The organism is Bradyrhizobium sp. Leo114, from assembly GCF_055229415.2.
This window is the reverse complement of sequence record NZ_JBUYEN020000003.1, coordinates 1-25,848: the sequence shown is the minus strand read 5'-3', so window position 1 is coordinate 25,848 and position 25,848 is coordinate 1. Positions and strand designations below refer to the sequence as shown.

General features: G+C 64.9%; 23 protein-coding genes. 13 read left to right on the top strand and 10 right to left on the bottom strand.

Features of this window, described 5'->3' with window-relative positions; genetic code table 11:
- Positions 1-62 precede the first annotated feature (62 nt).
- Positions 63-1,031, top strand: coding sequence for a glucokinase (glk, locus tag ACZIRK_RS04375; protein WP_130227547.1), 969 nt, complete (start codon positions 63-65; stop codon positions 1,029-1,031).
- 98 nt (positions 1,032-1,129) lie between these two features.
- Here the strand turns inward: glk and ACZIRK_RS04370 are convergent, their stop codons facing one another.
- Both ACZIRK_RS04370 and ACZIRK_RS04365 read right to left on the bottom strand, forming a co-directional pair.
- Positions 1,130-1,480: a RidA family protein gene (locus tag ACZIRK_RS04370; RefSeq protein WP_130227546.1), complete on the bottom strand. Its 351-nt coding sequence runs from the start codon at positions 1,478-1,480 to the stop codon at positions 1,130-1,132.
- Between the two features lie 65 nt (positions 1,481-1,545).
- Positions 1,546-3,204 (bottom strand): FAD-binding dehydrogenase, encoded by a 1,659-nt coding sequence (locus ACZIRK_RS04365; RefSeq protein WP_130227545.1) that lies wholly within the window; start codon positions 3,202-3,204, stop codon positions 1,546-1,548.
- 270 nt (positions 3,205-3,474) lie between these two features.
- Here ACZIRK_RS04365 and ACZIRK_RS04360 point away from each other — a divergent pair, with 270 nt between their 5' ends.
- The 5 genes from ACZIRK_RS04360 (at position 3,475) to ACZIRK_RS04340 (ending at position 7,728) form a co-directional block, all read left to right on the top strand.
- Entirely contained in the window at positions 3,475-3,939 is a 465-nt protein-coding gene (locus tag ACZIRK_RS04360) for a hypothetical protein (RefSeq protein WP_028163486.1), read from the top strand.
- A gap of 103 nt (positions 3,940-4,042) precedes the next feature.
- A complete protein-coding gene (locus tag ACZIRK_RS04355; RefSeq protein ID WP_130227544.1) occupies positions 4,043-4,330 on the top strand; it encodes a hypothetical protein in 288 nt (95 codons plus the stop codon).
- 21 nt (positions 4,331-4,351) lie between these two features.
- Entirely contained in the window at positions 4,352-4,942 is a 591-nt protein-coding gene (locus ACZIRK_RS04350; RefSeq protein ID WP_028167642.1) for an SCO family protein, read from the top strand.
- A gap of 68 nt (positions 4,943-5,010) precedes the next feature.
- Complete coding sequence (locus ACZIRK_RS04345) at positions 5,011-5,916, top strand: transporter substrate-binding domain-containing protein (RefSeq protein WP_130227543.1); 906 nt, start codon at positions 5,011-5,013, stop codon at positions 5,914-5,916.
- Between the two features lie 171 nt (positions 5,917-6,087).
- On the top strand, positions 6,088-7,728 hold the full coding sequence (locus tag ACZIRK_RS04340) for a lysine--tRNA ligase (RefSeq protein ID WP_130227542.1): 1,641 nt from the start codon (positions 6,088-6,090) through the stop codon (positions 7,726-7,728).
- Positions 7,729-7,909: 181 nt separating this feature from the next.
- Here ACZIRK_RS04340 and ACZIRK_RS04335 read toward each other — a convergent pair whose 3' ends face one another.
- Positions 7,910-8,842 (bottom strand): 2-dehydropantoate 2-reductase, encoded by a 933-nt coding sequence (locus ACZIRK_RS04335; protein WP_130227541.1) that lies wholly within the window; start codon positions 8,840-8,842, stop codon positions 7,910-7,912.
- Between the two features lie 238 nt (positions 8,843-9,080).
- Between ACZIRK_RS04335 and ACZIRK_RS04330 the strand changes: the two genes are divergently transcribed.
- Complete coding sequence (locus tag ACZIRK_RS04330; protein ID WP_245474846.1) at positions 9,081-9,863, top strand: class II aldolase/adducin family protein; 783 nt, start codon at positions 9,081-9,083, stop codon at positions 9,861-9,863.
- A gap of 301 nt (positions 9,864-10,164) precedes the next feature.
- Here ACZIRK_RS04330 and ACZIRK_RS04325 read toward each other — a convergent pair whose 3' ends face one another.
- Positions 10,165-11,376 carry an NAD(P)/FAD-dependent oxidoreductase gene (locus ACZIRK_RS04325; RefSeq protein WP_130227539.1) on the bottom strand — a complete coding sequence of 404 codons (1,212 nt, stop codon included), beginning with the start codon at positions 11,374-11,376 and terminating at the stop codon, positions 10,165-10,167.
- 53 nt (positions 11,377-11,429) lie between these two features.
- Entirely contained in the window at positions 11,430-12,086 is a 657-nt protein-coding gene (locus ACZIRK_RS04320; RefSeq protein WP_207231067.1) for a S24 family peptidase, read from the bottom strand.
- Positions 12,087-12,269: 183 nt separating this feature from the next.
- Here ACZIRK_RS04320 and ACZIRK_RS04315 point away from each other — a divergent pair, with 183 nt between their 5' ends.
- Together ACZIRK_RS04315 and ACZIRK_RS04310 are read left to right on the top strand one after the other, a co-directional pair.
- Positions 12,270-12,614, top strand: coding sequence for a DUF952 domain-containing protein (locus ACZIRK_RS04315; RefSeq protein ID WP_130227538.1), 345 nt, complete (start codon positions 12,270-12,272; stop codon positions 12,612-12,614).
- Complete coding sequence (locus ACZIRK_RS04310) at positions 12,611-13,708, top strand: quinone-dependent dihydroorotate dehydrogenase (protein ID WP_130227537.1); 1,098 nt, start codon at positions 12,611-12,613, stop codon at positions 13,706-13,708. Before ACZIRK_RS04315 ends, ACZIRK_RS04310 begins: the two co-directional genes overlap by 4 nt.
- 118 nt (positions 13,709-13,826) lie before the next feature.
- Here ACZIRK_RS04310 and ACZIRK_RS04305 read toward each other — a convergent pair whose 3' ends face one another.
- From ACZIRK_RS04305 to ACZIRK_RS04285, 5 genes are all read right to left on the bottom strand, one after another.
- Entirely contained in the window at positions 13,827-15,155 is a 1,329-nt protein-coding gene (locus tag ACZIRK_RS04305) for an MATE family efflux transporter (RefSeq protein WP_130227536.1), read from the bottom strand.
- Positions 15,156-15,158: 3 nt separating this feature from the next.
- Positions 15,159-15,893 (bottom strand): MBL fold metallo-hydrolase, encoded by a 735-nt coding sequence (locus tag ACZIRK_RS04300; RefSeq protein ID WP_130227535.1) that lies wholly within the window; start codon positions 15,891-15,893, stop codon positions 15,159-15,161.
- A gap of 17 nt (positions 15,894-15,910) precedes the next feature.
- A complete protein-coding gene (locus tag ACZIRK_RS04295; RefSeq protein WP_028167653.1) occupies positions 15,911-16,216 on the bottom strand; it encodes a DUF6460 domain-containing protein in 306 nt (101 codons plus the stop codon).
- A gap of 99 nt (positions 16,217-16,315) precedes the next feature.
- Positions 16,316-17,968: an ATP-dependent DNA ligase gene (locus ACZIRK_RS04290; protein ID WP_130227533.1), complete on the bottom strand. Its 1,653-nt coding sequence runs from the start codon at positions 17,966-17,968 to the stop codon at positions 16,316-16,318.
- Positions 17,965-19,005, bottom strand: a complete 1,041-nt coding sequence (locus ACZIRK_RS04285) for a ligase-associated DNA damage response exonuclease (RefSeq protein WP_130227532.1) — start codon at positions 19,003-19,005, stop codon at positions 17,965-17,967. Before ACZIRK_RS04285 ends, ACZIRK_RS04290 begins: the two co-directional genes overlap by 4 nt.
- 144 nt (positions 19,006-19,149) lie before the next feature.
- Here ACZIRK_RS04285 and ACZIRK_RS04280 point away from each other — a divergent pair, with 144 nt between their 5' ends.
- The 4 genes from ACZIRK_RS04280 (at position 19,150) to pdeM (ending at position 25,263) form a co-directional block, all read left to right on the top strand.
- The gene (locus ACZIRK_RS04280; RefSeq protein ID WP_463327066.1) at positions 19,150-20,076 is read left to right on the top strand and encodes a class I SAM-dependent DNA methyltransferase; all 927 of its coding nucleotides are present in this window, start codon (positions 19,150-19,152) and stop codon (positions 20,074-20,076) included.
- A 361-nt stretch (positions 20,077-20,437) separates the two neighbouring features.
- The gene (locus tag ACZIRK_RS04275) at positions 20,438-21,664 is read left to right on the top strand and encodes an ABC transporter substrate-binding protein (protein WP_130227530.1); all 1,227 of its coding nucleotides are present in this window, start codon (positions 20,438-20,440) and stop codon (positions 21,662-21,664) included.
- 99 nt (positions 21,665-21,763) lie between these two features.
- Positions 21,764-24,403, top strand: a complete 2,640-nt coding sequence (locus ACZIRK_RS04270; protein WP_463326991.1) for a ligase-associated DNA damage response DEXH box helicase — start codon at positions 21,764-21,766, stop codon at positions 24,401-24,403.
- Positions 24,404-24,564: 161 nt separating this feature from the next.
- Entirely contained in the window at positions 24,565-25,263 is a 699-nt protein-coding gene (gene pdeM, locus ACZIRK_RS04265; RefSeq protein WP_245475221.1) for a ligase-associated DNA damage response endonuclease PdeM, read from the top strand.
- Positions 25,264-25,848 lie beyond the last annotated feature (585 nt).

Below are 25,848 nucleotides of genomic sequence, written 5' to 3'. Positions count from 1 at the left end.
CGGCAAGCGGCTGCGGCGAAAGATGGGCGCGTGCTGATCGGAACTCGACAGGAACGGAGTCAATGACCGGGACCAGCCAAGCATTGCTCGCCGATATCGGCGGCACCAATGCGCGTTTCGCGCTCGTCAGGGGTGGTCAGATCGGCCCCATCGAACATGTCAAGGTCGCCGACTATCCGACCTCGGCGGAGGCGATCGCTGCCTTCCTCGCCCGCCACGCGATGGGCGACGTTGCCACTGCGGCGATTTTCGGCATCGCGGGCCCGATCGAGAACAACCGCGTGGTGCTGACCAACAGCCCGTGGATGTTCGATGCGGCCAGCCTGCGCCAGCAATTCGCCTTCACGGCTGTGCATCTGCTCAATGATTTCGAGGCGCTGGCCTGGTCGCTGCCGGCGCTGGGGGCTTCCGACGTGGTGTCGCTCGGCGGCCGAACTCCGGTCGCCGGCGCTCCCATGCTCGTGGTCGGGCCGGGGACCGGCTTTGGCGCGTCCTGCCTGGTTCCGGCGAGCAAGCTGCCCGTGGCAGTTGTCACCGAAGCCGGCCATGCCACCTTGCCGGCAACGTCGGAACGGGAGGAGCGGGTGATCGATCACCTGCGCGGGCGCTTCGGTCACGTCTCGATCGAACGTGTGCTATCGGGGTCCGGCCTCGCCAATCTCTATGACGCCCTGAACGCCATCGACGGCGCCGGCGCCCCCGCGCGCGATGCGGCCTCGATCACGCAGGCCGCGCTTGACGGGAACTGCGCGACGAGCCGGGCGGCGCTCGACATGTTCTGCGCGATGCTCGGCATGGTCTGCGGCAATCTGGCGCTGACCTTCGGCGCCCGCGGCGGCGTCTATATCGCCGGCGGCATCGTGCCTCGTTTCGTCGATCATCTGGCGGGATCGGGTTTTGGCACGGGCTTCACCAGCAAAGGCCGGTTCGATGCCTATCTGCGGGAGATTCCGGTCCATGTCATCACCAGGCCCGATGTGACTTTTGTCGGGCTCAAGGCGTTCTTCGAGACCAACGTCGCGGCCGCATAGGTCGCTTCGACGATGGAAGTCGCTCGATCACGCTCGACGAAATGCACGATGCCGGCCGCGCGTCACGGCCGGCATCGCCATTCTCGAGTAAGGCGCGCTTACTTCGCCGCGGTCACCATGATCTCGACAGTGTATTGCGGCGCCGCCAGCTTGGCCTCGACGGTGGCGCGCGCCGGCGTGTTGCCCGGCGACACCCAGCGGTCCCACGCGGCGTTCATCTCGGGAAACGTCTTCATGTCGGTGATGTAGATCGTCGTCGTCAGCAATTTCGATTTGTCGGTGCCGGCCTTTGCCAGATGGCCGTCGATGATCGAGAGGATCTCCTCGGTCTGTTTCGTCACGCTTTCACCGGCCGTCTTGTTGGCGACGATGCCGGCCAGATACACCGTGTCGCCATGCACGACGACCTGGCTCATCCGCGGCCCGGTTTCAAAACGCTGAATGGTCATATTGTTCTCCCGTTGATTGGCGGGTGACTACCTAGCGCAGTCGCTTAACACTGGCGAGTCGCGATTTATCCCACCGCCTTCGCCGCGGCGCGTCCCGCGTTTCGTCCGGAGAACAGGCAGCCGCCGAGGAAAGTCCCCTCCAGCGAGCGATAGCCGTGCATGCCGCCGCCGCCGAATCCTGCGGCTTCGCCGACGGCGTAGAGTCCCCGGATGATCTCGCCGTCGTGGCCGAACACACGTGAATCGAGATCGGTCTCGAATCCGCCGAGTGTCTTGCGGGTGAGGATGTTGAGCTTCACCGCGATCAGCGGTCCATGCGCGGGATCGAGGATGCGATGCGGCGCGGCGGTGCGGATCAGGCGGTCGCCGATATATTTGCGCGCATTGTGCAGGTTCATCACCTGCGCGTCCTTCACGTAAGGATTCGTGATCTCGCGGTCACGCGCCTCGATCTGCGTCCGGATGTGATCGAGCTTCAACAGGTTGTCGCCGGAAAGCTGGTTCATCGCAGCGATGAGATCCTCGAGCCTGTCGCGCACGATGAAGTCGACGCCGTGTTTTTTGAACGCTTCCACCGGCGCCGGCGCGCCTTTGTTGGTCGCGCGCTTGATCGTCATGCGCCAGCTCTTGCCGGTGAGATCGGGGTTCTGCTCGGAGCCCGAGAGCGCGAACTCCTTCTTGATGATGCTCTGGGTCAGGATGAACCAGGAATAATCATAGCCGGTGCCCATGATGTATTGCAGTTGCCCGAGCGTGTCGGAGCCCGGAAACAGCGGCGCCGGCAATCGCCGTCCGGTCGCATCGAACCACATCGATGACGGCCCGGGCAGGATGCGGATGCCGTGCTTCGGCCAGATTGGATTCCAGTTCTGGATGCCCTCGACGTAGTGCCACATCCGGTCGCGGTTGATCGACCGCGCGCCGCTCGCCTCGGTGATGCCGATCATGCGGCCGTCGACATGTGCGGGCACGCCGGAGATCATGTGCTGCGGCGGTTCGCCCAATCGCTTCGGCCAGTTCTGCCGCACCAGGTCATGATTGCCGCCGATGCCGCCGGACGCCACGATCACGGCTGGCGCGCGCAGCGAGAATTCGCCGACCACATTGCGCGAGGTGCTCTTGCCGCGCTCCACATTGGTCGGCTCGAGGATCGCGCCGGTGACGCCGTCGATCGCGCCGTTCGTCACCGACAGCGCATCGACGCGATGGCGGAACTTGAAGATCAGCCTGCCGCTCTTTTCGGCCTCGCGTGCGCGGCGCGCGAACGGCTCGACGATGCCGGGCCCGGTGCCCCAGGTGACGTGGAAACGCGGCACCGAATTGCCGTGGCCCATCGCGTCATAGCCGCCGCGCTCGGCCCAGCCGACGATCGGAAACAGGCGATGGCCCATCGCGCGCAGCCAGTCGCGCTTTTCACCCGCGGCGAAAGCGACGTAGGCTTCCGCCCAACGCCGCGGCCAATGGTCTTCGTCGCGATCGAAGCCCGCGGTTCCCATCCAGTCCTGCAGCGCGAGCGCGTGAGAGTCCTTGATGCCGAGCCGGCGCTGCTCCGGCGAATCGACCAAGAACAATCCGCCGAACGACCAGAACGCCTGGCCCCCGAGCGATTGTTCGCCTTCCTGCTCGACCACGATGACGCGTTTTCCGGCATCTGTAATCTCTGTGGCGGCAACAAGGCCTGCCAGACCCGCGCCCACCACAATGACGTCTACATCCTCAGCCATGTCTTTCTTCCCCGAGTTCCCTTTGAATGAGACCTGCACGTTCGCGCGCGGTCAACGGCAAAGGGAGCTTGGCGGCCGTTCCGCGAGGACACGGTAAGGTTGTTTCAGTTTGGGACCTCTCATCCGCAAACTGCAGCGTGTGCGCAACACTCGATTTGAATTTGTTTTGATCGAGCTGTGACGGCTGGACAAAAATCCAGACCCGCAACACGCTGGCCAAAGTCTTGCATCACTAAGATCAACGGATTCGATATTCGACTGGGGCAGGCCATGAAGTTGATGACGGGGTTGCTCGCGGCGGTTCTCCTGCTGGCGGGTATGGGGGCTTCGCATGCGGTGGTGCGGATCGCCGACGATCGTGGCGGCAGGATCGGCACTTACGTCGACAGATATCAAGGCCTTCGCAGTTCCGGCGAAACCGTCATCATCGACGGCCTCTGCGCATCGGCCTGCACCATCGTGCTGGGTGCGGTTCCGCATAATCGGATCTGCGTCACCTCGCATGCCAATCTCGGTTTCCACGCTGCATGGGATTTCGGCGCCAACGGCCGCGCCATCACCAATCCCGAAGCGACCCAGATGCTGTACTCGATGTACCCGACCTCGATCCGCCGCTGGATCGCCTCGCGCGGCGGCCTCACCCCGAGGATGATCTTCCTGCGCGGCAAGGCCCTGCAGGCCATGTTCCGGCCCTGCTACCTCGACGCCCAGGCCTCCGCCAACCGGGCGCGCTAGAGGCGCGGTCGCCCTCTGCCGTCATGGGCGGGCTTGACCCGGCCATCCACGTTCTTGACGTCAAGGAAGACGTGGATGCCCGGGTCGAGCCCGGGCATGACGAGTGGCGACAGTTCGGTATTTCCCTCCACATGATGTGACGGCGCGCCGCAGCATTGCGCTTGCCGGGCGGCGGAACCGGGCTTATTTCAAGCACATGGTTCAGCCGGTTTCCGCCTCGCATGGAATGACCGCGCCGGCCTCGGCACAGGGCAAGGCGGCGTCCGCCATCGCCTGGGGTGCCGCGGGGCTGGGCGCGCTCGTCGTGCTGGGCGCGGGCGCGCTCTGGTTCCATTACGGCACGGCGGTGTTCTTTGAGACCATCGCGGCCGGCGTCTCGGCCTGTTTCTGATCCAATAAGAGGAATTTTTTCATGGATCGGACCACCCGCCCGCTCGTGATCGTGGCTGCCTTCGCCGGCAGCCTGGCGATCGGGCTATTGCTGTTGTTCTGGACGATGGGCGGCCTGCGCAGCATGACCACCCCGTCGGCGATCGGCGGCCCGTTCCAGCTCACCGACCAAGCCGGCCAGACCATCACCGACAAGAGCCTGAAGGGCAAGCCGACGCTGATCTTCTTCGGCTTCACCCATTGCCCCGACGTCTGCCCGACCTCGCTGTTCGAGATTTCCGAAGTGCTGCGGGCGATGGGCACGGACGCCGACAAGGTGAACGCCTATTTCGTCTCGGTCGATCCGGAGCGCGACACCGCGGCGGCGATGAAGGACTATCTCTCCAGCTTCGACCCGCATCTGAAGGGCCTCACCGGCAACCCCGATGCCATCGCCAAGGTGCTGTCGGCCTATCGCGTCTACGCCAAGAAGGTCCCGCTCAAGGACGGCGACTACACAATGGACCACACCGCGCTGATCTATCTGATGGACCGCGACGGCAAGTTCGTCTCCCCGTTCAACCTCAAACGCAGCCCGGAAGAAGCTGCGGCCGACCTCAAGCGCTATCTCTGAGCTAAAGCCTCGCATCGTGCCCCGGATGGTCTATAAGGCCGTCCAATTCCGCAACATTGCCCGGCCAAATGTCAGATCAGACCGCCCCGCTCGACATTTCCCGTCCTGTCCGCGCCACGGCCGGATGGCTGGTTGTAGCGGCGTTGGCTGTCTGTAGCGGGTCCGCGCTGGCACAAACCCCGCCGCCGAAGCCGCCCGTCGAGGCGGCGCCGCAGGCGGTGCCCGGTTTCTGGGATCCGCGGCGGCGGCCTGAACGGCCGGATCTGTCGCGCATCACCGTCATCCGGTTCCTGACCGAAACCGATTATCCGCCGTTCAACTTCACCGGTCCTGACGGCAATCCGGCCGGTTTCAATGTCGACCTGGCGCGCGCGATCTGCGAGGAGATCAAGGTCACCTGCACCATCCAGATGCGCCGCTTCGAGACGCTCGTGGATGCGCTCGCCACCAACAGGGGCGATGCCATCATCGCCTCGATGGCGGTGACGCCGCAATTGCGCACAAGGGTTGATTTCTCCGATCCTTATTACCGCGCGCCGGCCCGCTTCGTGTCCCAGCGCAACGCCGTGCTGCCGGAGGTGCGGCCGGAATATCTCGAAGGCAAGAAGGTCGGCGTCATCGGCGGCACCGCGCACGAAGCCTATCTGAAGGCGATGTTCACCGACGCCGAGCTCCACACTTATCCAAATGACGACGCGCTCCGGCAGGCGCTTCGCCGCGGCGAGGTCGATTTCATCTTCGGCGACGCGATCGCGCTCGCGTTCTGGATCAACGGCACCGATTCGGCCGAATGCTGCGCCTTCTCCGGCGGCCCCTTCGTCGAGAGCCGCTTCTTCGGCGAGGGCATCGGCATTGCGGTGCGCAAGGGCAACGACCTGCTCCGGCAGGCGTTGAACTGGGCGCTGTTCCGGCTCTGGGAAAAAGGCCGCTACACCGATCTGTGGCTGCGCTATTTTTCCGTCAGCCCGTTTTAGCGCTGTCATTCCGGGGCGATGCGCGAGCATCGAACTACGATGTGCTATTGCACATCGGAGAATCCCGAGATTCCGGGTCTGGTGCTGACGCACCATCCCGGAATGACAGCTTCGCCGCTATTTTGCATTTTGCCGCGGAGGCCGTTAGTTTCCGCGGCCTTGGAGACCCCGATGTCCGTGACTGACCTTGCCGCAAGCCCGAGCGACCTGCGTGCGCTCGCCGAACAATCCAACGCCTGGCCGTTCGAGCAGGCGAAAGCGATTGTCGCGCGGCTGAAAAAAAATCCGAAGGATGAGGTGCTGTTCGAGACCGGCTATGGCCCGTCCGGCCTGCCCCATATCGGCACCTTCGGCGAGGTCGCGCGCACCACCATGGTGCGCCACGCCTTCCGCGTGCTCACGGAGGACAAGATCAAGACGCGCCTGCTCGCCTTCTCCGACGACATGGATGGCCTGCGCAAGGTGCCGGACAATGTCCCGAACAAGGAGCTGCTGGAGCAGCACCTCGGCATGCCGCTGACGAAGGTGCCTGATCCCTTCGGCACGCATCCGAGCTTCGGCGAGCACAACAATGCGCGGCTGCGCGCCTTCCTCGATCAGTTCGGCTTCGACTACGAATTCGCCAGCTCGACCGACTACTACACCTCGGGCCGCTTCGACGCCGCGCTGCTGCGGATGCTGGAGCGGATCGAGAAGGTGATGGCGATCATGCTGCCCTCGCTCCGCGAGGAGCGCGCCGCGAGCTATTCGCCGTTCCTCCCGATCTGCCCGCGCACCGGGCTCGTGCTTTACGTGCCGGTCACCGCACATGACGCCAAGGCCGGCACCATCTCTTATGAAGACCCCGAGACGAAGGAGAGCGTCACGGTGCCCGTCACCGGCGGCCGCTGCAAATTGCAGTGGAAGCCGGACTGGGCGATGCGCTGGTATGCGCTCGGCGTCGACTATGAGATGGCCGGCAAGGACCTGATCGATTCGGTGAAGCTGTCGGGCAAGATCTGCGCGGCGCTCGGCGGCACGCCGCCGGAAGGCTTCAACTACGAGCTCTTCCTCGACGACAAAGGCCAGAAGATCTCGAAGTCGAAGGGCAACGGGCTCACAATCGACGAATGGCTGCGCTATGCCTCGCCGGAATCGCTGTCGCTGTTCATGTATCGCGAGCCGAAGGCGGCCAAGCGGCTCTATTTCGACGTGATCCCGCGCAATGTCGACGAATACCAGCAGTTCGTCGACGCCTTCCCGCGTCAGGAAGGGCGGCAGCAATTGCAGAATCCGGTCTGGCACATCCACTCCGGCCATCCGCCGAAGGTGGACATGCCCGTCACCTTCCAGCTTCTGCTGACGCTGGTGTCGTCGTCGAATGCGGAGAATGCCGAGACCTTGTGGGGCTTCATCGGCCGCTATCGCCCGGGCGTGACGCCGCAGACGCATCCGAAGCTGGATGCGATGGTCGGCTATGCCATCAACTACTACCGCGACTTCGTCGCGCCCTCGAAGCAGTTCCGCGAGCCGACCGAGAGCGAGCGGGCGGCGCTGCAGGATTTGCGTGATGCGCTCTCCAACATGCCGCCGGACTCGACCGCGGAGGACATCCAGAACGTGGTCTACGAGATCGGCCGCCGCGAGCCGTTCCTCGATCCCGTGAAGAAGGGCAAGGACGGCCGCCCCGGCGTCTCGCTCGACTGGTTCAACATGCTCTACCAGGTCCTGCTCGGCCAGGAGAAAGGCCCGCGCTTCGGCTCCTTCGTCGCGGTCTACGGCCTCCAGAACGCCGTCAACATGATCGACGGCGCACTGGCAAGGTCGTCGTAGCTTTCTCAATCCGTCATGCGCGGGCTTGACCCGCGCATCCATCCAGCTTCGCAAGACTCTTTCGGTCGATGGATTGCCGGGTCAGGCCCGGCAATGATCGTCCCGTAGGGTGGGCAAAGCGAACCGTGCCCACCATCAAGCGCGGCGCAAGGAATGGTGGGCACGCTTCGCTTTGCCCACCCTACCGCTTCGCATCCCGCAACCCATCACTCGTCGCACGCAATAGCGTCAGCAGGAGGCCGTTGAGCGGCGTCGCCACGCCATGTCGTTTGCCGGCCGCGACGATCGCGCCGGTGAGCGCGTCGGCTTCGAACGGTCGGCCGGCGAGGCGATCGAAATACATCGAGGTGCCGGCGTCGGGCGGATAGGTGAGCAGCGTCGCCAGCATTCGCTGGGCCTCATCTGCCTCGAGGCGAGCGCCATCGGCGCGCCCGACGGCAACAGCCTCTTCGAGGATGGCAAGACACAGCGCTTTGACGTCATCGCGCCGGAACACCGCCTGCCGCAGCAGGGTCAGCGCGGTGATCGGATTGGCGACCGCGTTGATCAGGAGCTTTCGCCAGGCGAGCGTGGCGAAGTCGTCACTGCGCAGCACTCGCAGGCCGGTTTCTTCGAGCAGGGCTTCGAACGCCCGTCCATCGGCATCGTCCGCGACCGTGAACTCATAGTCGCCGGCACGTCGGAAGCGAACGCGGTCCGGCGCCAATCGCTCGCCATTGTAATAGACGAGCGTAGGAATAATGGTTGCGTGTCCGGCCAATGGTGCCAGCCGCTCCTTGTGCCCGATGCCGTTCTGCAGGACCGCGATCCGGGTGTCGGCGCCGCAGAGTCTTGCAAGCCACGGCGCGCTTGACGGCGTGTCCTGCGCCTTGGTGCAGAACAGCACCCAGTCCACCGGCGTCGCCTGCTCCGGATCGGTCAGTGCGCGAAGCGGAACATCGATTGCGCCTTCCGCACGCTCGACCACGAGACGATCGAGCGGCCGCCTGACACAGGCGACCACATCGTGCCGGTCCGCCGCGCGCAACAGGCCGGCGATGATACCGCCGATGCTTCCGAGGCCGACGACGGCAATGGTTTTGCGATCCGGGTTTCCTTCAGTGCCAGCAGTCATCCGAAATAGGTCTCCTCATCCTTAACTGTAGGGCGAACATTGCCGGCTTTGCCAACGCAAACTGCGTCTTGCCGCGTTGTTCTATCGAAAACATGCTGCCAACTGCCGCCAATGCGCCGCGCCCGCCTCGCGAAATTGGGATGGTTGGTGCACGGTAATTGCAATCGGGGCGGCGGCAATTTGAGCTAGACTGCGCCAATAACAAGCCGCCAGCACAGGCGCGCAAGGGAGGATCAACATGCAGTTCAGGGTTTCGCCGGACACGCTTACCGATCAAGGCGCCGCAGAGTGGCAGGCGCGCGTCGATCTCGCCGCCGCGCACCGGCTCGCCTTCATCCAGGGTTTCAGTGAGGGCATCTTCAACCATCTGACCTTCGTGGTGCCCGGCCGCAGCGACCGCTACTATCAGATTCCGTTCGGCATGCATTGGTCGGAGGTGACCGCTTCCTCTTTCATGGAAGTCGGCATCGACGATGCCGAGGTCAAGCGCGGCGAGGGCGAGGTCGAGCGCTCCTGCTATTGCATCCACGCCCCGATCCACAAGGCGCTGCCGCAGGCCAAAGCGGTGTTTCACACCCACATGCCGTTTGCCAGCGCGCTGACCCGGCTCGAGGATCCCCGCATCAAGGAGATCGGCCAGACCGAAGTCGGCATGGCCGGCAAGATCGCCTATGACGACGAATATACCGGCCCGGCGCTCGATCCGGCCGAAGGCGCGCGGCTCGCCAGGGTGATCGGCGACAAGACCATTCTATTCATGGCCAACCACGGCATCTCGACCGTCGGCGAGACCGTCGCGGCGGCCTATGACCGGCTCTACTACATCGAGCGCGCCGCGCAGGTGCAGATCTATGCGATGTGGACCGGACAGCCGCTGAAGAAGCTGCCTGCTCCCGTGGTCGAAAAGACCATGCGCGATATCGGCGGCACCAGCCTCTACAGGAGCCCAAGCCCGGCGCAGCGGCACTTCGATGCGCTCAAGCGCATGCTGGACCGCAAGGAGCCGGACTACGCGACGTAAGGTGAGGTTTGCGCGACTGCATCCAAGCCGTCATTGCGAGCGAAGCGAAGCAATCCATCTCACCGCTTGTGGAGATGGGGATTGCTTCGTCGCTTCGCTCCTCGCAATGACGGCGTCGTCCGGGGCTTGCGCGCCGCGGCGAAGCCGCTTGGTGTAGCCGGGACCCGGGACCCAACCACAGTAATGTGCTCCGCTGTAACCGCTTGTTCGCGTCACAACAGCTCCCTGTGGTTATGGGTCCCCGCCTTCGCGGGAACGACGAGAATGCCGAGTCTACGCGCGATGCTTCTGCAGCCGACGTTTACGATCGCACGGCCGGCGGCGCCTGCAGCGTCGGCGCCGCAGCCGCGAGGATCTCCGCACGATCACCTGTCCGCGGCGGATAGATCCGCACGTGATTGATCGTCTGCTTGGTCACTTTCGCGGCAGCCCCACTGGTACGCACCTGGCGATCCCACCCTTCCGTGTACAAAGCTCCCCACGCGCCGAGATCGAGCACGGTGACATACCAATCAATATGAAGCGGTAGCATCGGCTGCCCGAACAGGTCGGCCACGACGTTATGGCCTGCGAAGCGGCCCATCGGCCGGGCGAACTGGCAGGACATCACGGAGGCGTGGACGCCGTCCACGAAACTGCAGGCCACATCGCCGGCGGCAAAGACATTTGTTGCACCGGTCACGCGCATGAATTGATCGACGATGACGCGACCATACCGGTCGCGTTCAACATCCAGCGCCTCAGCCAGCGGACTTGCGCGCATGCCCGCGCACCACACGACTGTCCGTGTGGGAATGATCTCCCCCGAACTGAGCGCGATCGCGTTCGGCTCGATAGCGGTAACCCTCACGCTCAGTCGCGTTTCAACGCCGAGCGCCAAGAGCGCCTCATTGATGACAGGGCGGGCATTATCCCCGATCGTGACGCCAACCGCGGGATTGGGGTCTATGAGAACGATGCGTTGCCCGTCGGTGACGCCGGCTCGATCGAGCTTGCCCGGCATCTCGGTTGCGACCTCAATTCCGGTGAAACCGGCGCCGACCACGACCACCGTGGAGCGCGCTTCCGATGGCGCCTCGGCGCCGAGCGCTGCGAGATGTGCGTCGAGCCGGACGGCAGCCGCATAGGCGTCCACGTCGAAGCCGTTGGCCGCGAGGCCGGCAATCGCCGGGCGCGCCAGTTCGCTGCCAAGCGCCAGCACCAGCCGATCGTAAGTCAAAACCTCCGGGCCGTCGCTCGCTGCGACGGTCACCTGCTGTTTGACCGCATCGATCGCTTGCACCTCGGCAAGTCTGTGAGCGACGCCGATAGGGTCCAGCACCTCGCCAAGCGGGATCGCCGCCTCGCTCAGGTCGACTTCGTAATTGCGGACTCGAATGTTGTGATAGGGATTGCGATCGATGACGAGAATCTCGACCTCGGCCGCGCGGCCGATCTCATCGCGCTTGCGCGCAGCCCCGATGGCAGCCCAGAGGCCGGCGAATCCCGCACCAAGGACAAGAATGCGCGCCACAACAACCTCCTGTGGTTATGGGTCCCTGCTTTCGCAGGGATGACACCAGAGAGTTACTGCCTCACCCACACGATCCGCGCGATCCAGGCGACGTCCTCGGCCGCGAGCGTGCGATCTGCTTCCGCCGGATTGAGCGACTGCAATTCGAGCGTCTTCGCCGTGCGGCGTTTGCACTCCTTCACCAGTATCTCGCCGTCCTTGGTTCGCACCACCACGCGATCGCCGCGGCGGATCGGAGTTGACGGCGACACCATAATGATATCGCCCTCGCGGAAAACCGGCCGCAGCGTGTCGCCGAAGATTTCGAGCGCGAAGGCGTGCTCGTCGGGGACGGTCGGCAGCGCCACTTCGTCCCAGCCTTTGCCGGTCGGAAAGCCGTTGTCGTCGAAAGCATCGCTTGCCGACGCTTCGGCAAGGCCGATCAGCGGCACTGACGGGCCGCCGCGGCCGCCGCCGTCGCCGATCAACTGCACGAAGGTGTCGATGGACACGTTGGTCGCGGCGAGCGCCTTCGCGACCGATTCGGTCGAGGGCCAACGCTCGCGGCCGTCGGTGGTGATGCGCTTGGACTTGTTGAAGGTGGTCGGGTCCAGCCCGGCGCGCCGGGCAAGCCCGGACGGCGACAATCCGGCGCGCTCCGCCAGCCGGTCCAGTGCGGCCCAGACCTGGCCGTGGGTCAGCAGGCGCGATTGCTTGGGCGGTCTGACCATCGGAATTCCGCCGTTCTGATTTAGGAATTATTGCCGGAACCTGCGGCTTTCCGCAAATGTCCCCAATCGGCCCTGCTGTGGCGCTTGAGTTGCGCCACGGGCGTCGATACGGTCCATCGCTGGCCCGGCCAGCTTCGGGAAAACCCCAACAGACTCAAGCGTGAAGCATGGGACACCGGATAGGTGCGCACGATCTATAAAATCAGCCCTGCCTCAGCTTGGCGCGAGGCCGAGCGGGCCGGAGTGTATCGGGGTAGTGCCGACGATCTGCGCGACGGTTTCATCCACTTCTCCACCGCATCCCAGGTCGCCGGGACCGCGCGAAAGCATTTTTCCGGCCAAACCGGCCTGTTTCTGATCGCGGTCGACGCGGATGCGCTGGGTGATGCCTTGCGCTGGGAGCCTTCCCGTCACGATGAATTGTTTCCGCATCTCTATGGCGAGCTCGATCTCGGCGCGGTCACCGCGGTCTACGACCTGCCGGCGCGCGCCGACGGCACCCATGCGATCCCGGAGACGTTGCCGTGATCCGCGCCTTCGATGCCGTCTCGCTGCCGCTGCTGCGCTGGCTCGATCCGGAGGACGCCCACCGGCTGGCGATCCAGGGGCTGCGCTTCCTGCCGCCGATCCGCCAGCGGCCGGATGATCCGAAGCTCGCGGTGCGCGCGTTCGGACTGAATTTTCCCAATCCGGTCGGCATGGCCGCGGGCTTCGACAAGAACGCGGAGGCGCCCGATGCGCTGCTCAAGCTCGGCTTCGGCTTTGTCGAGATCGGCTCGGTGACGCCGCTGCCGCAGTCCGGCAATGCCAGGCCGAGGCTGTTTCGGCTTGAGCGGGATGAAGCCGTCATCAACCGCATGGGCTTCAACAACGACGGCGCGGCGGCGGTGCTGCGGCGGCTCGCCGGCCGCGCCCATCTTTCCGGCATCGTCGGCGTCAATGTCGGCGCCAACAAGGATTCGCCGGATCGTACCGCCGACTATGTGAAGCTGATCGAGACTTTTGCGCCGGTCGCGAGCTACTTCACCATCAACGTGTCCTCGCCGAATACGCCGGGCCTGCGCAATCTGCAGCAATCGGCCGCGCTCGATGACCTCCTGGCACGGGTCATCGAGACCCGGGAGCGGGTGCGGAAAAATGCCGGCGACTCGCCGGTGCTCTTGAAGATCGCGCCGGACTTAAGCCTCGCCGAGCTCGACGACGTCGTTCACATCGCACGCTCGCGCCGCGTCGACGGCATGATCGTCGCCAACACGACGCTGGCGCGGCCGTCCACGTTACGTGAGCAGGCCCGCATCAAGGAGCAGGGCGGTCTCTCGGGCCGGCCGCTGTTCCGCCTGTCGACGCGGATGGTGGCGGAGACCTATGTGCGCGCTGAGGGTGCGTTTCCCCTGATCGGCGTCGGCGGCATCGATTCCGGCGGCGCCGCGCTCACAAAAATCCGCGCCGGCGCCAGCCTGATCCAGCTTTATTCCTCGCTGGTCTACAAGGGCCTCGGCCTCGTCGACGACATCAAGCGCGATCTCTCCTCGACGCTCCTGCGCACCGGCCGCGACTCGCTGTCCGAAATCGTCGGCGCCGATGCCGCCACCATCACGGCCGAGGACTGGCCGGTACGGTGAGCCATGTCCGGCCTGCACCGTCATTGCGAGGAGCGATAGCGACGAAGCAATCCATGCCGCCGCGCGGGAGAGATGGATTGCTTCGCTTCGCTCGCAATGACGGCGTAGTCGGTTCGTACTATGGCGTCGCGAACGATGCCCTGAACAGCGCCGGATAGCGCAGCGCCTCCAATCCGCCGCGCGCGGCATAGTGCACCAGCAGTGCGGTCCACAGCCCGGCATTGCCGAAGGGGCGCAAGAGAAACCAGGCGGCGAGGAAGATCACGAGCGACAGCACCATCAGATTGCGCATGTCGCGCGCCCAGGTCGCGCCGATATAGACGCCGTCATAGGCGAAGGCGAACACCGCCAGCAGCGGCGACAGGATCACGAACAGCAGGAACGCGCGCGCGGCCTGCCGCACCTCCGTGTTCGCGGTCATGATATCGATCAGAACAGGCCCGAACAGCGCGAATGCCGCCATCACTGCGAGCGCAAACGCAAAGCCCCAGACGATGACCAGCCGCACTGCGCCGGCAAATGCATAGCGGTCGCGCGCGCCATAGGCGCGGCCGCAGAGCTGCTCGGCGGCATTGGCGAGGCCGTCGAGGAAGAAGGCGCTGACTAAAAGGAAATTGTTGAGCACCGCATTCGCCGCCAGCGTGACGTCGCCGGCGCGGGCGCCTTGCGCGGTGAAAAACAGGAACGCCGTGATCAGTGCTGCGGTGCGGATCATGATGTCGCGGTTGACGGCGAGCATCCGCATTAGTTTTTCGCGCGCAAACAGCGTGCCCGGCAGGATGTCGAGCTTTCCTCCCGTCAGATGCCGCGCAATGAGGATGCCGAGCAACAGCCCGGCCGTTTCCGCGATCACAGCGGCGATCGCCGCGCCGGCAATGCCGAGAGTGAACACCAGCACCAGCAGTATGGTCGCCGCCATGTTGACGACGTTGATCGCGATCTGCGTCGACAGCGCCAATGTCGCCCGCGCCTGGCCGATCAGCCAGCCGAGCACGACGTAGTTGGCGAGCGCGAGCGGCGCCGACCAGATGCGGATCAGGAAATAGGTCTTCGCCGCCGCCGTCACGCCTTCGCTGCCGCCCATCGCGCTGAGCAGGATCGCGGCCAGCGGCCCCTGCAGCACGATCAGCGCGGCGCCGATCACCGCCGCGACGATGAAGCCGCGCACCAGGATCGCACGCAATTCCTGCGTCTCGCCGGCGCCGAGCGACTGCGCGGTGAAGGCAACCGTGCTCATGCGCAGGAACGCGAACAGCCAGAACATGCAGTCGAACAGCACGGAGGCCATCGCGACCCCGCCGAGCAGCGCCGCATCGTCCAGCCGTCCGATCGCCGTGGTGGAGACGATCCCGATCAACGGCGTCGTCAGGTTCGCGATCATCGCGGGACCTGCGATGGCGAATACCTGCCGGCTCGTGACCTCCGCGGATGGGTTTGGTGCGTGCATCTTCTAGAACACCACCACCATGCCGTCGCTGGCGGCGGTGTAGGGCAGCTCGTCCACGCGGCCGAGCATGTCGTCGCTCATGTGGGTCAGCACCAGCCGCTTGGCGCCGATCTCGGGCAGATGCGCTTCCAGCGTCGCCAGGCTGAGATGGTTCTTGACGATCTTGTCGTAGGTATTAGCTTCCGCGATGAACAGGTCGGCGTTGCGCGCCGCCGGGATCAGCGTCTCCGTCCATTCGGTGTCGGCGCTGTAGGCAATGACGCGGCCTTCGGTCTCGATCCGGTAGGCCAGGAACGGTCCGCCGGATTCGCCATGCACGACCGGATAGGGCGTCACCGTCACCGCGCCGAAGCTGCGGCTTTGCTCGGGCACCAGCGGCACGACGGAGAGCTCGAAACGCTGCTTGGTCTTGGACGAATGCTCGAACAGCGCTTCCATCACCTGTGGCAGCCGCGTCTCGATGCCCTCAGGCCCCGCGATCACGAGCGGCCGGCTGCGCCGTGAGAACTGTGCATCGAGCAGGAAGAACGGCAGGCCGGCGAAATGGTCGCCGTGGAAATGCGTGATCAGGATCAGATCGATCTCATCGCGCACGATGTCGAGGCGCTTCATGGCCGGTAGCGAGGATGCGCCGCAATCGATCAGGAAATTGACGCTGTTGCCGGTGACGTGGAAGCAGGTGTTGTACCTGCCGCCGGAGCCGAAGGCGTCGCCGCAGCCGACAAATCGCAGTTGCATCGCCCGGCCCGCGCCAGCTAGCGGCCGCGCGGCGTGCCGAACAGCCGCGACAACAGCCAGACCGGGATCACGATCACGGCGCCAAGCAGGAAGTAGCGCCACAGCCAGTTGATGGTGTCGAAGCCGAGGTCCCACAGCCGCTGGAACAGCAATTGGATGCTGTGGATGATATTCCAGGGATCGAATCCGACCGCGGCGAGCACGACGCCGACCAGGATCGACAAGAGGATCAGCCGGAAGGCGACCGACAGCGGCGAGCCGCCGAGAAAGCGGTACAAACCGTCATTCTGGCTGGCCGGCAAGTCACGGACGTCGTCAGGCATTGCTGTCTCCTCGCGGGTGTGCATCCGCATTATAGGCAAGGCGATGCACATGGGGAACCCGCGCCGCGCCGTCAATGCTTATCATCCACGGGCGGAACCTTAATTTGCCGTCACACTCTTCAGCATCCGCTCCAGCGTCTCCAGCCGGTCGGCCTCGCGCGGCGGCTTGTCCCAGCGCAATCGGTTGATGCGCGGAAACCGCATCGCAACGCCCGACTTGTGCCGCGGCGAGCGCTGCAGACCCTCAAAGGCCACTTCGAGCACCAGGCCCTGGTCCGGCTCGTGCACGACATGGCGGACGGGGCCGAATTTCTCGGTGGTGTTGCGGCGAACGAAGCGGTCGATCTGCAAGAGTTCCTCATCGGTGAAGCCGAAATAGGCCTTGCCGACCGGCACCAATTCGTCGCCAGCACCGCCATTGGTCCAGACACCGAACGTATAGTCGGAATAATAGGACGAGCGCTTGCCGTGGCCGCGCTGCGCATACATCAGTACCGCGTCGATGATGTGCGGATCGCGCTTCCACTTCCACCATTGCCCCTTCGGACGGCCCGGCAGATAGGGCGCATCGCGGCGCTTGAGCATCACGCCCTCGACCGCTTCCGCATCCAGTCCCGCGCCGGCGCCGGCCGGATCGGCACGCGCCGCGGTCAGCGCGGGCCAATCGGTGAAGGGGACGGTCGGCGACAGGTCGATGCGCGGATCGGCGAGCTTCCTGATGAAGGCTTCCAGATGCGTGCGGCGCTCCTCGAACGGCAGTTCGCGCAAATCGTTCTCGTCGTCGCCGAGCAGGTCATAGGCACGCAGATGGATCGGATAATCCTTCATCAGTTTCGGCGAGACGACCTTTCGGTTCAGCCGCTGCTGCAGCACGTTGAAGGTCTGCACCCGCCCGTCGCGCAGCACCAATAGCTCGCCGTCGATCGCGCCGGGCAGATGCAGCGACGGCAGCAAATCCGGAAAGCTCTTGGTGATGTCCTCGCCGCTGCGCGAATAGAGCCGAACCTGCAAATGCCCGCGCTCGTCGCGGCCTGAGACGGCCTGCACGCGGATGCCGTCCCATTTCCATTCGGCGATGAAATCCGCCGGATCGAGACTGGCGAAATCCGCATCCTCGATCGCATGCGCCAGCATCACCGGGCGGAATGGCGCCGGGTCGCGGTTGACAGGCTTTTCGGCCCGGCCCTCCAGCCAGGCGAACAGATCGAGATAGGGCGGCGCCAGCCCCGGCCACATCAATTCGATCTCATGCGGATCTTTCTCGCCGAGCGCCGCGGCCGCGGTTTTCGCGAGCCGCGCCGAAATCCCGATCCGCATCGCGCCGGTGACGAGCTTTAGCAGCGCCCAGCGCCCGGTCTCGTCGAGCTCGTCCAGCCAGCGCGCGAGCTGCGCCGGCAACTCGGTCTTGCCAAGCGTGCGCAGCCGCGTGACGACCTCCGTCAGCGTCGGCGGCGGCGGATTGTTGTGGCCGACGAGCGCCACCTTCGGCCACATCAGCGCAACGGTTTCGGAGAGATCGCCGACATAATCATACGAATATCCGAACAGCACCGGATCGGTGCGCTCCATGATCAGGTCGCGGATCAGGCCCGGCTTGGCGTGCTTGAACGACAGCGCGCCGGTGAGCGCCGCCAGCGCATAGCCGCGGTCGGGGTCCTCGGTGTCGCGCAAATAGGCCGTGAGCAGCTTCAGCTTGTTGTTGCGGCCGGGCTCATAGGCGAGGCGGTCCAATAGTTCGGCGAAACGGTTCATGCCCCGCCTTCCTCGCCGTCGAGCACGACTTCGGTCTCCTCTTCATCGCCATAGCCGACGAGATCGAGCGGCCGCGCGGCAAGCCCCTTGCTCTTGCACCAATGCACCAGCGCGTCTTCCTGACCGTGCGTCACCCACACCTCGCCGGCGCCGGTCGCGCCGATCGTCGCGGTCAGCCCGTCCCAGTCGGCATGGTCAGAGATCACCAATGGCAGCTCGACGCCGCGCTGGCGCGCGCGGGCGCGCACCCGCATCCAGCCCGAGGCAAACGCGGTGACCGGGTCGGGAAAGCGCCGTGTCCAGATGTCGGAGGTCGCCGTCGGCGGCGCCAGCGTGATGGTGCCGGCCAGCTCGGCCTTCTTCATGCCGCGCACCGGGCGCAGCTCGCCGAGCGCAATCCCGCGGCTCTCGTAGTAGCGCGTGATCTTCTCCATCGCGCCATGCAAATAGATCGGCGCGTCATAGCCGGCCTCGCGCAATAGCGCGATCACGCGCTGCGCCTTGCCGAGCGAATAGGCGCCGACCAGATGCGCCCGCTCCGGAAACAGCGCCACCGATGCCAAGAGCTTCTTCACCTCATCGGCCGCATCGCCATGCCGGAACACCGGCAGGCCGAAGGTCGCCTCCGTGATGAAGACGTCGCAGGGCACGAGCTCGAACGGCGCGCAGGTCGGGTCCCGCGCATCCTTGTAGTCGCCGGAGGCGACGATGCAGAGATCCTTGCAGGAGACCGCGATCTGCGCGGAGCCCAGCACGTGCCCTGCGGGATGGAATTTCACCTTGATGTCGCCGAGCCTGACCTCCTCGCCATAACGAATCGCCTGCGTGGAGCCGGCGAAATTGTCGCCATAGCGCAGCCGCATCATGTCGAGGGTCTCTTGCGTCGCCAGCACCGCGCCATGGCCGGCTCGCGCATGGTCGGAATGGCCATGGGTGATGACCGCGCGCTCCACAGGGCGGACCGGATCGATATGAAAGCCACCCGGTTTGCAGCAGAGACCGGCAGCAACTGGCAGCAGGATGTCTTGCGGACGCATGCCGCAGTATATAAGCCGGCTTAACCCGATTTTTAGCCGTCATGCGCGGGCTTGACCCGCGCATCCATCTCTCTAAAGATTCCATCTTTCTATTGATGGATTGCCGGGTCGAGCCCGGCAATGACGGAACTGGTTCCCCAAGCGATGTCCGGACGTCTCTTCCTGTCCTCCGGCGATCTCGTTGCCGACCGCCGCTATGAATTCGCGCGCGATTTGCAGTTGCGGGGTGATCTCGCCGCCGCCGCCGACCTGCTCGAGCAGGCGATCGAGCTCGCACCGCGCTTCGTCTCCGCCTGGTTCGTGCTCGGCGAGATCCGCCAGGAGCTCGGCGAACGCGAGGCGGCGATCACAGCCTTCCGTCGCGCCCGCGACGCCGACCCACAGGATCATCACGGCGCCAGTCTGCATTTGATGCAGCTCGGCGCGGAGGGATTGTCCGACATGCCGAAGGCCTATGTGCAGGCGCTGTTCGATCAATACGCGCCGCGCTTCGACGAGGCTTTGAAGCGCGATCTCGGCTATCGCGGCCCCTCGCTGTTGTTCAAGGCGGTGCTCTCGGCGCGCGCCGCCGCGAACAAGCCGGCCTTTTTCAAGCGCGGCATCGATCTCGGCTGCGGCACCGGGCTCGGTGCTGCCGCCTTTGCCAAGAACGTCGATCGCTTCATCGGCATCGACCTCTCGCCGGGCATGATCGAGCAGGCGCGCGCCACCGGCCTCTATGCCGAGCTCGAGGTCCAGGACATGCTGAACGGGCTGCGCGCCAGGGATGACGCCAGCGCCGATTTCATCCTCGCGGCCGACGCCATGGTCTATGTCTGCGACCTCGCGCCTGTTCTGGCGGAGGCTGGACGCGTGCTCGCACCCGGTGGCGCCGTCGCCTTCACCGTCGAGACGCATGATGGCGACAGCATCGTGATCGGCGACGGGCTGCGTTATGCGCACGGCGCGCCCTACATCGGCGCCGTGATCGAGGCCGCAGGCCTGAACTTATCGGCGCTGCAGCCCGCCTCCACGCGCAACGAAGGCAAGGTGCCCGTCCCCGGCCTGGTCGTGATTGCCACGAAGACGTAACGGCCGTAGCCCGGGGAGCGCTCTTGACCGCAGCAATAACCGGCCGTCATTCCGGGGCGCGCACAGCGCGAGCCCGGAATCCATCACGCACCGGGTGACGGCGGACAAATGGATTCCGGGCTCGATGCTGCGCATCGCCCCGGAATGACGGCAGTGAGCGTGGCGAAGCCGGAGTGAATTAACTCCGGTCGCCAATCGAAACCTTCACCGGCTGCGGCATCAGCAAAACTTGAGTCTAGACGCTACCCTTTCCGTCGCGCGGAACTGTTCGAGCGTCATTGCGTCGCAAAGGCAAAAGTTCGGTATTGCCGAGCCAAGCGGAATGTTGATCATTGTTGTCGTCTAGGGAGAGACAACAACAATGAAGAAGCAAACCAGGCGCGAATTCTGCGCCACCGCCATCAGTGCGTTCGCCGCATCAAGCCTGTCCGCGCCCTATCTCTGGGCCGCCGAGAAGAAATATGATCCGGGCGCCAGCGACACCGAGATCAAGCTCGGCCAGACCGTGCCGCATTCCGGCCCCGGCTCGCTGTATGGCGTGCTCGGTCGCGTCGGCGAGGCCTATTTCCAGATGCTGAACGAGAAGGGCGGCATCAATGGACGCAAGGTCAAGTTCCTCACCATGGACGATGCCTACAGCGCGCCGAAATGCGTCGAGGCAACGCGGCGCCTGGTGGAGCAGGAGGAAGTGCTGGCGCTGTACGGCTCGCTCGGTACCGCGCCGCAGACCGCCGTGCACAAATATCTCAATTCCAAAGGCGTGCCGCAGTTGCTGCTCAACACCGGCGCGTCGAAATGGAATGATCCGAAGAATTTCAAATGGACCATGGCCGGCCTGCCGCTCTACCCGACCGAGGCCCGCATTCTGGCCAAACACGTCGTCAGCGTGAAGCCGGACGCGAAAGTCGGCATTCTCTACCAGAACGACGATTTCGGTCGCGACTTCTTAGGTCCGTTCAAGAAGGTGCTGGGGGATGCCGACGGCAAGGCGCAGGTCATCATGGAGCAGACCTACGATCTCACCGATCCGACCGTCGATTCCCAGCTCATCAATCTCTCGAAATCCGGCGCCGATGTCTTCTACAACATCACGACAGGCAAGGCGACGTCGCAGTCGATCCGCAAGGTCGCCGAGCTCGGCTGGAAGCCGCTGCATCTGCTCTCGGCGGGCTCGACTGGCCGCTCGATCCTGAACGCCGCGGGGCTTGAGAACGCAACCGGCATCGTCGCGATCCGCTACGCCAAGGAAGTCGGCGTGCCCCGCTTCGAGAAGGATCCGGACGTGCTCGCCTTCGAGGAGCTGCGGAAGAAATATCTGCCCAATGTCGATCCCGACAACACGATCGCCTTCGCCGGCTACGGCCAGGTCGCGACCATGGCCGAAATCCTGCGCCGCTGCGGCGACGACCTTACCCGCGCCAATGTGCTGAAGCACGCGACCACGCTCGCCGGCTTCCACTCGCCCTATTTCCTCGACGGTATCAATTACAGCTACACGCCCGAAGACTACACGCCGATGAAGACGCTCTACATCTCGATCTTCAACGGCAAGGATTGGGACATCTCCGACAAGCCCGTGACGGAGTAGGCGGGGAACTGCTTCATCTCCCTCTCCCCGCTCTTCGCGGGGAGAGGGTTGGGGAGAGCACCCCTCGACGAAGTGCCCCCGAAGGCATAGCTCTACCCGGTGCCCGTCCTGACCCAGCCCGCGGCCCCGACCGAGGCCGAATCCCTCCTGCCTCTCCGCTTCCAGAAATGGTTCGCGGCCCGCGGCTGGTCGCCGCGCGCGCATCAGCTCGCGCTGTTGGCGAAGGCGCGCGAGAACCGCTCGGCATTGCTGATCGCGCCCACCGGCGCCGGCAAGACGCTGGCGGGATTCTTGCCGACTCTCGTGGAGCTTAGCGGCGGGCTGCACCGCCCCAGCCCTCCCCCTTTCAGGCGGAGGGAGAATGACCTGCTCGCCAGCGGAGAGGGAGCGACCTCAAGTGCGCCGCGCTCCAACCTCATCTCCACCGGCCGCAGCGTGAAGCGCGCCGGCGGCCTTCACACCCTTTACATCTCCCCGCTGAAAGCGCTCGCCGTCGACATCGCGCGCAACCTTGAGGCGCCGGTCGCTGAGATGGGGCTGCCGATCAAGATCGAGACCCGCACCGGCGATACGCCGGTATCGCGACGCCAGCGGCAGCGGCGCTATCCGCCGGACATCCTGCTCACCACGCCCGAGCAGCTCGCGCTCCTGCTCTCATCCGATGACGCGCCGTTCCTGTTCTCCTCGCTGAGGCGCATCGTGCTCGACGAGCTGCACGCGCTGGTGACCTCCAAGCGCGGCGACCTGTTGTCGCTTGGTCTCGCGCGGCTGTGGCGGCTCGCACCGGAGATGCGCGCGATCGGCCTGTCGGCGACGGTCGCCGAGCCGGAGCAGCTCGCGCGCTTCCTGGTGCCGCAGCAACCGGCCGCGCAGATCGCCGCCGATGTCGTCACCGCCGGCGGCGCGGCGCCGCCGATCGTCGAGATGCTGGATACGCGCGAACGTCTGCCGTGGGCCGGCCACACCGCGCGCCATGCGCTCGGCGAGATCTATGAATTGATCAAGCAGAACAAGACCACGCTGGTGTTCGTCAACACGCGCAGCCAGGCCGAGATGCTGTTCCAGGATCTCTGGCGCATGAACGACGATGGGCTTGCGATCGCGCTGCATCACGGCTCGCTCGATGTCGCGCAGCGCCGCAAGGTCGAGGATGCGATGGCGGCCGGCCGGCTGCGCGGCGTGGTCTGCACCTCCTCGCTCGATCTCGGTGTCGACTGGGGCGATGTCGACCTCGTCATCAATATCGGTGCGCCCAAGGGCTCGTCGCGATTGATGCAGCGCATCGGCCGCGCCAATCACCGTTTCGACGAAGCCTCGCGTGCCGTGCTGGTGCCGGCCAACCGTTTCGAGGTGCTGGAATGCCGCGTCGCGATCGACGCGATTGCCGAGAATGCGCAGGACACGCCGCCGCTGCGATCAGGCGCACTCGACGTCCTGGCGCAGCATGTGCTCGGCTGCGCCTGTGGCGAGCCGTTCTTTTCCGATGAGCTGTATGACGAAGTGCGGACAGCGGCGCCCTATGCCGCGCTGACGCGAGCCGATTTCGACGACATCGTCGATTTCGTCGCCACCGGCGGCTATGCGCTGAAGACCTATGAGCGCTTCGCCCGCATCAAGCAGGACAAGCAGGGCCGCTGGCGCGTCGCCAATCCCCGCGTGCGGCAGAGCTACCGTCTCAACGTCGGCACCATCGTCGAGGACACCATGCTGAAGGTGCGGCTGGTGCGCTCACGCGCCGGCGGCTCCGGCTCGACCGGCGCAATCGCGCGCGGCGGCAAGATGCTAGGCGAGATCGAGGAAGTCTTCATCGAGGGCCTCGTGCCCGGCGACACCTTCGTGTTCGGCGGCGAGGTGGTGCGCTACGAGGCACTGGTCGAGGACCAGGTCTATGTCTCCCGCGCCAACGACAAGGATGCAAAAGTGCCGTCCTATATGGGCGGCAAATTCCCGCTCTCCACCTACCTCGCCGAGCGCGTCCGCAAACTGCTCGACGATCGCCGGGCGTGGAATGCGCTGCCGGACCAGGTCCATGAATGGCTGTCGCTGCAGAAGGATTTCTCCCGCGTGCCCGCGGTCCGCGAGCTCCTGGTCGAAACCTTTCCACGCGGCAACAAGCATTATTTGGTCTGCTATCCCTTCGAGGGCCGGCTCGCGCACCAGACGCTCGGCATGCTCCTGACGCGACGGATGGAGCGCGCCCGCACCCGGCCGCTCGGCTTCATCGCCAATGAATATGCGCTGGCGATCTGGGGGCTCGGCGACCTCTCTTTTATGATCCGGCACGGCCAGCTCGATCTCAACGCGCTGTTCAATCCCGACATGCTCGGCGACGATCTCGAAGCATGGCTCGCCGAATCGGCGTTGATGAAGCGCACCTTCCGCAATTGCGCCATCATCTCAGGGCTAATCCCGCGTCGCCATACTGGTGAGGAGAAATCGCGACGTCAGGTGCTGTTCTCGACCGACCTTGTCTATGATGTGCTGCGCAAGCATCAGGGCGATCATGTCCTGTTGCGCGCGGCCCGTGCCGATGCCGCAACCGGTCTGCTCGATCTGCGCCGGCTCGGCGATATGCTCGCGCGGATCCAGGGGCGAATCACGCACCGGGAACTGGAGCACGTCTCACCGCTCGCGGTTCCAGTGATGCTGGAAATCGGCCGCGAGTCAGTTTATGGCGAAGCATCCGACGAGCTCTTGGCGGAAGCCGCCGACGAACTCGTGAAAGAGGCGATGTCATGAGACATCGTAGCAAAGTAGATGAATTTTTGGAGCACATCTCTCTCCACACCGTCATGCCCGGGCAAAAGCGCGAAGCGCGTCTTCGCGCAGATGTCCCGGGCATCCACGTCTTTCGCTTCGGCGCGTGCGGAAGAACGTGGATGGCCGGGACGAGCCCGGCCATGACGGAGCAAGTGGCTCTCACCGTCGATACGACCGCCGCCGTCGATATCGCCGGCGTGTCATTCGCCGCCGATCTCTCCGGCGCTTTGTTCTGGGAAGAGCAGCGCCTGCTCGTCGTCTCCGACCTGCACCTGGAAAAAGGTTCGAGCTTCGCCACGCGCGGCGTGCTGCTGCCGCCTTACGACACCGCGGCGACCCTCGGCCGTTTGGCCGCCGTGATCGCCCGTCATGACCCGCGCATGGTGATCGCGCTCGGCGACAGCTTTCATGATCGGCGTGCGCACGAGCGGATGAGCGCGCAGGATCGCGACGCCATCACCGCGCTGCAGGCACGGCGCGACTGGATCTGGGTTTCGGGTAATCACGATCCGGCCCTGCCGTCCGATCTCGGCGGCATGGTTGCCACTGAAGTCGCGATCGGCCGCATCAGATTCCGCCATGAGCCGACCGGCGCCATCGGCGAGATCGCCGGCCATCTGCATCCCAAGGCCCGCGTCTCGACCCGCGGCCGCGCGGTCGAACGCCGCTGCTTCGCCAGCGATGGCGAGCGCGCCGTGATGCCAGCCTTCGGCGCCTACGCCGGCGGCCTCAGCATCCGCGACGCCGCCTTCGCAAAACTCTTCGGCACACCGGCCTTCACCGCCCACCTCCTCGGCGACACCAAGCTCCACACCATCGCCGCCTCCCGCTGTTATTGATTGGCGCCACAAGCGCCCCCCTCATCCCGAGAAGCCGCGCAAGCGGCGTCCCGAGGGATGGGCCACGAACTCCTCACTCTCCGTCATTCCGGGGCGCGACGAAGTCGCGAGCCCGGAATCCATTCGTCCACTTGCGCTGGCGGAGAAATGGATTCCGGGCTCACGCTACGCGTGCCCCGGAATGACGGCGGAGAAAAATTCACCAGCGATTCCAAGTTGATTTGCGCCGTCCAGCCCTCGCGCGAAAAACATTCCGCTTCCGCCGTCGGGCAAATCAGTGATTTAACTCCGCGCGTCTCACGCGAATGAGGGGCGGCTCGCGATCGTCACGAACGTTGCGGTGAGATGCGGTGGACGCGATGCGTGCGACTGACGAGCGCATGCAACGCGGACGGCGAAGTCGTGTGGTCCTGGCGCCCCGACGCTGGCGCTAAGTTTTGTGGATCAAGTATCCGCAGAGTGACGGTGGCAAAAGAGCCCGGTCACCGGGGAGAGCACGAAGTAAGCCGTAAACCATCGCGCAGGGAAAGCCGGAATGCTTCGGTTGAACCTGTGGTCCTACCCCCGTGCTTTTTGTTGCACGGG

Excerpts from the sequence above, each read along its gene's own strand:
- glk (WP_130227547.1), top strand. The coding sequence starts at position 63 with ATGACCGGGACCAGCCAAGCATTGCTCGCCGATATCGGCGGCACCAAT.
- ACZIRK_RS04370 (WP_130227546.1), bottom strand. The coding sequence starts at position 1,480 with ATGACCATTCAGCGTTTTGAAACCGGGCCGCGGATGAGCCAGGTCGTC.
- ACZIRK_RS04365 (WP_130227545.1), bottom strand. The coding sequence starts at position 3,204 with ATGGCTGAGGATGTAGACGTCATTGTGGTGGGCGCGGGTCTGGCAGGC.
- ACZIRK_RS04360 (WP_028163486.1), top strand. The coding sequence starts at position 3,475 with ATGAAGTTGATGACGGGGTTGCTCGCGGCGGTTCTCCTGCTGGCGGGT.
- ACZIRK_RS04350 (WP_028167642.1), top strand. The coding sequence starts at position 4,352 with ATGGATCGGACCACCCGCCCGCTCGTGATCGTGGCTGCCTTCGCCGGC.
- ACZIRK_RS04345 (WP_130227543.1), top strand. The coding sequence starts at position 5,011 with ATGTCAGATCAGACCGCCCCGCTCGACATTTCCCGTCCTGTCCGCGCC.
- ACZIRK_RS04340 (WP_130227542.1), top strand. The coding sequence starts at position 6,088 with ATGTCCGTGACTGACCTTGCCGCAAGCCCGAGCGACCTGCGTGCGCTC.
- ACZIRK_RS04335 (WP_130227541.1), bottom strand. The coding sequence starts at position 8,842 with ATGACTGCTGGCACTGAAGGAAACCCGGATCGCAAAACCATTGCCGTC.
- ACZIRK_RS04330 (WP_245474846.1), top strand. The coding sequence starts at position 9,081 with ATGCAGTTCAGGGTTTCGCCGGACACGCTTACCGATCAAGGCGCCGCA.
- ACZIRK_RS04320 (WP_207231067.1), bottom strand. The coding sequence starts at position 12,086 with ATGGTCAGACCGCCCAAGCAATCGCGCCTGCTGACCCACGGCCAGGTC.
- ACZIRK_RS04305 (WP_130227536.1), bottom strand. The coding sequence starts at position 15,155 with ATGCACGCACCAAACCCATCCGCGGAGGTCACGAGCCGGCAGGTATTC.
- ACZIRK_RS04300 (WP_130227535.1), bottom strand. The coding sequence starts at position 15,893 with ATGCAACTGCGATTTGTCGGCTGCGGCGACGCCTTCGGCTCCGGCGGC.
- ACZIRK_RS04295 (WP_028167653.1), bottom strand. The coding sequence starts at position 16,216 with ATGCCTGACGACGTCCGTGACTTGCCGGCCAGCCAGAATGACGGTTTG.
- ACZIRK_RS04290 (WP_130227533.1), bottom strand. The coding sequence starts at position 17,968 with ATGAACCGTTTCGCCGAACTATTGGACCGCCTCGCCTATGAGCCCGGC.
- ACZIRK_RS04285 (WP_130227532.1), bottom strand. The coding sequence starts at position 19,005 with ATGCGTCCGCAAGACATCCTGCTGCCAGTTGCTGCCGGTCTCTGCTGC.
- ACZIRK_RS04280 (WP_463327066.1), top strand. The coding sequence starts at position 19,150 with ATGTCCGGACGTCTCTTCCTGTCCTCCGGCGATCTCGTTGCCGACCGC.
- ACZIRK_RS04275 (WP_130227530.1), top strand. The coding sequence starts at position 20,438 with ATGAAGAAGCAAACCAGGCGCGAATTCTGCGCCACCGCCATCAGTGCG.
- pdeM (WP_245475221.1), top strand. The coding sequence starts at position 24,565 with ATGACGGAGCAAGTGGCTCTCACCGTCGATACGACCGCCGCCGTCGAT.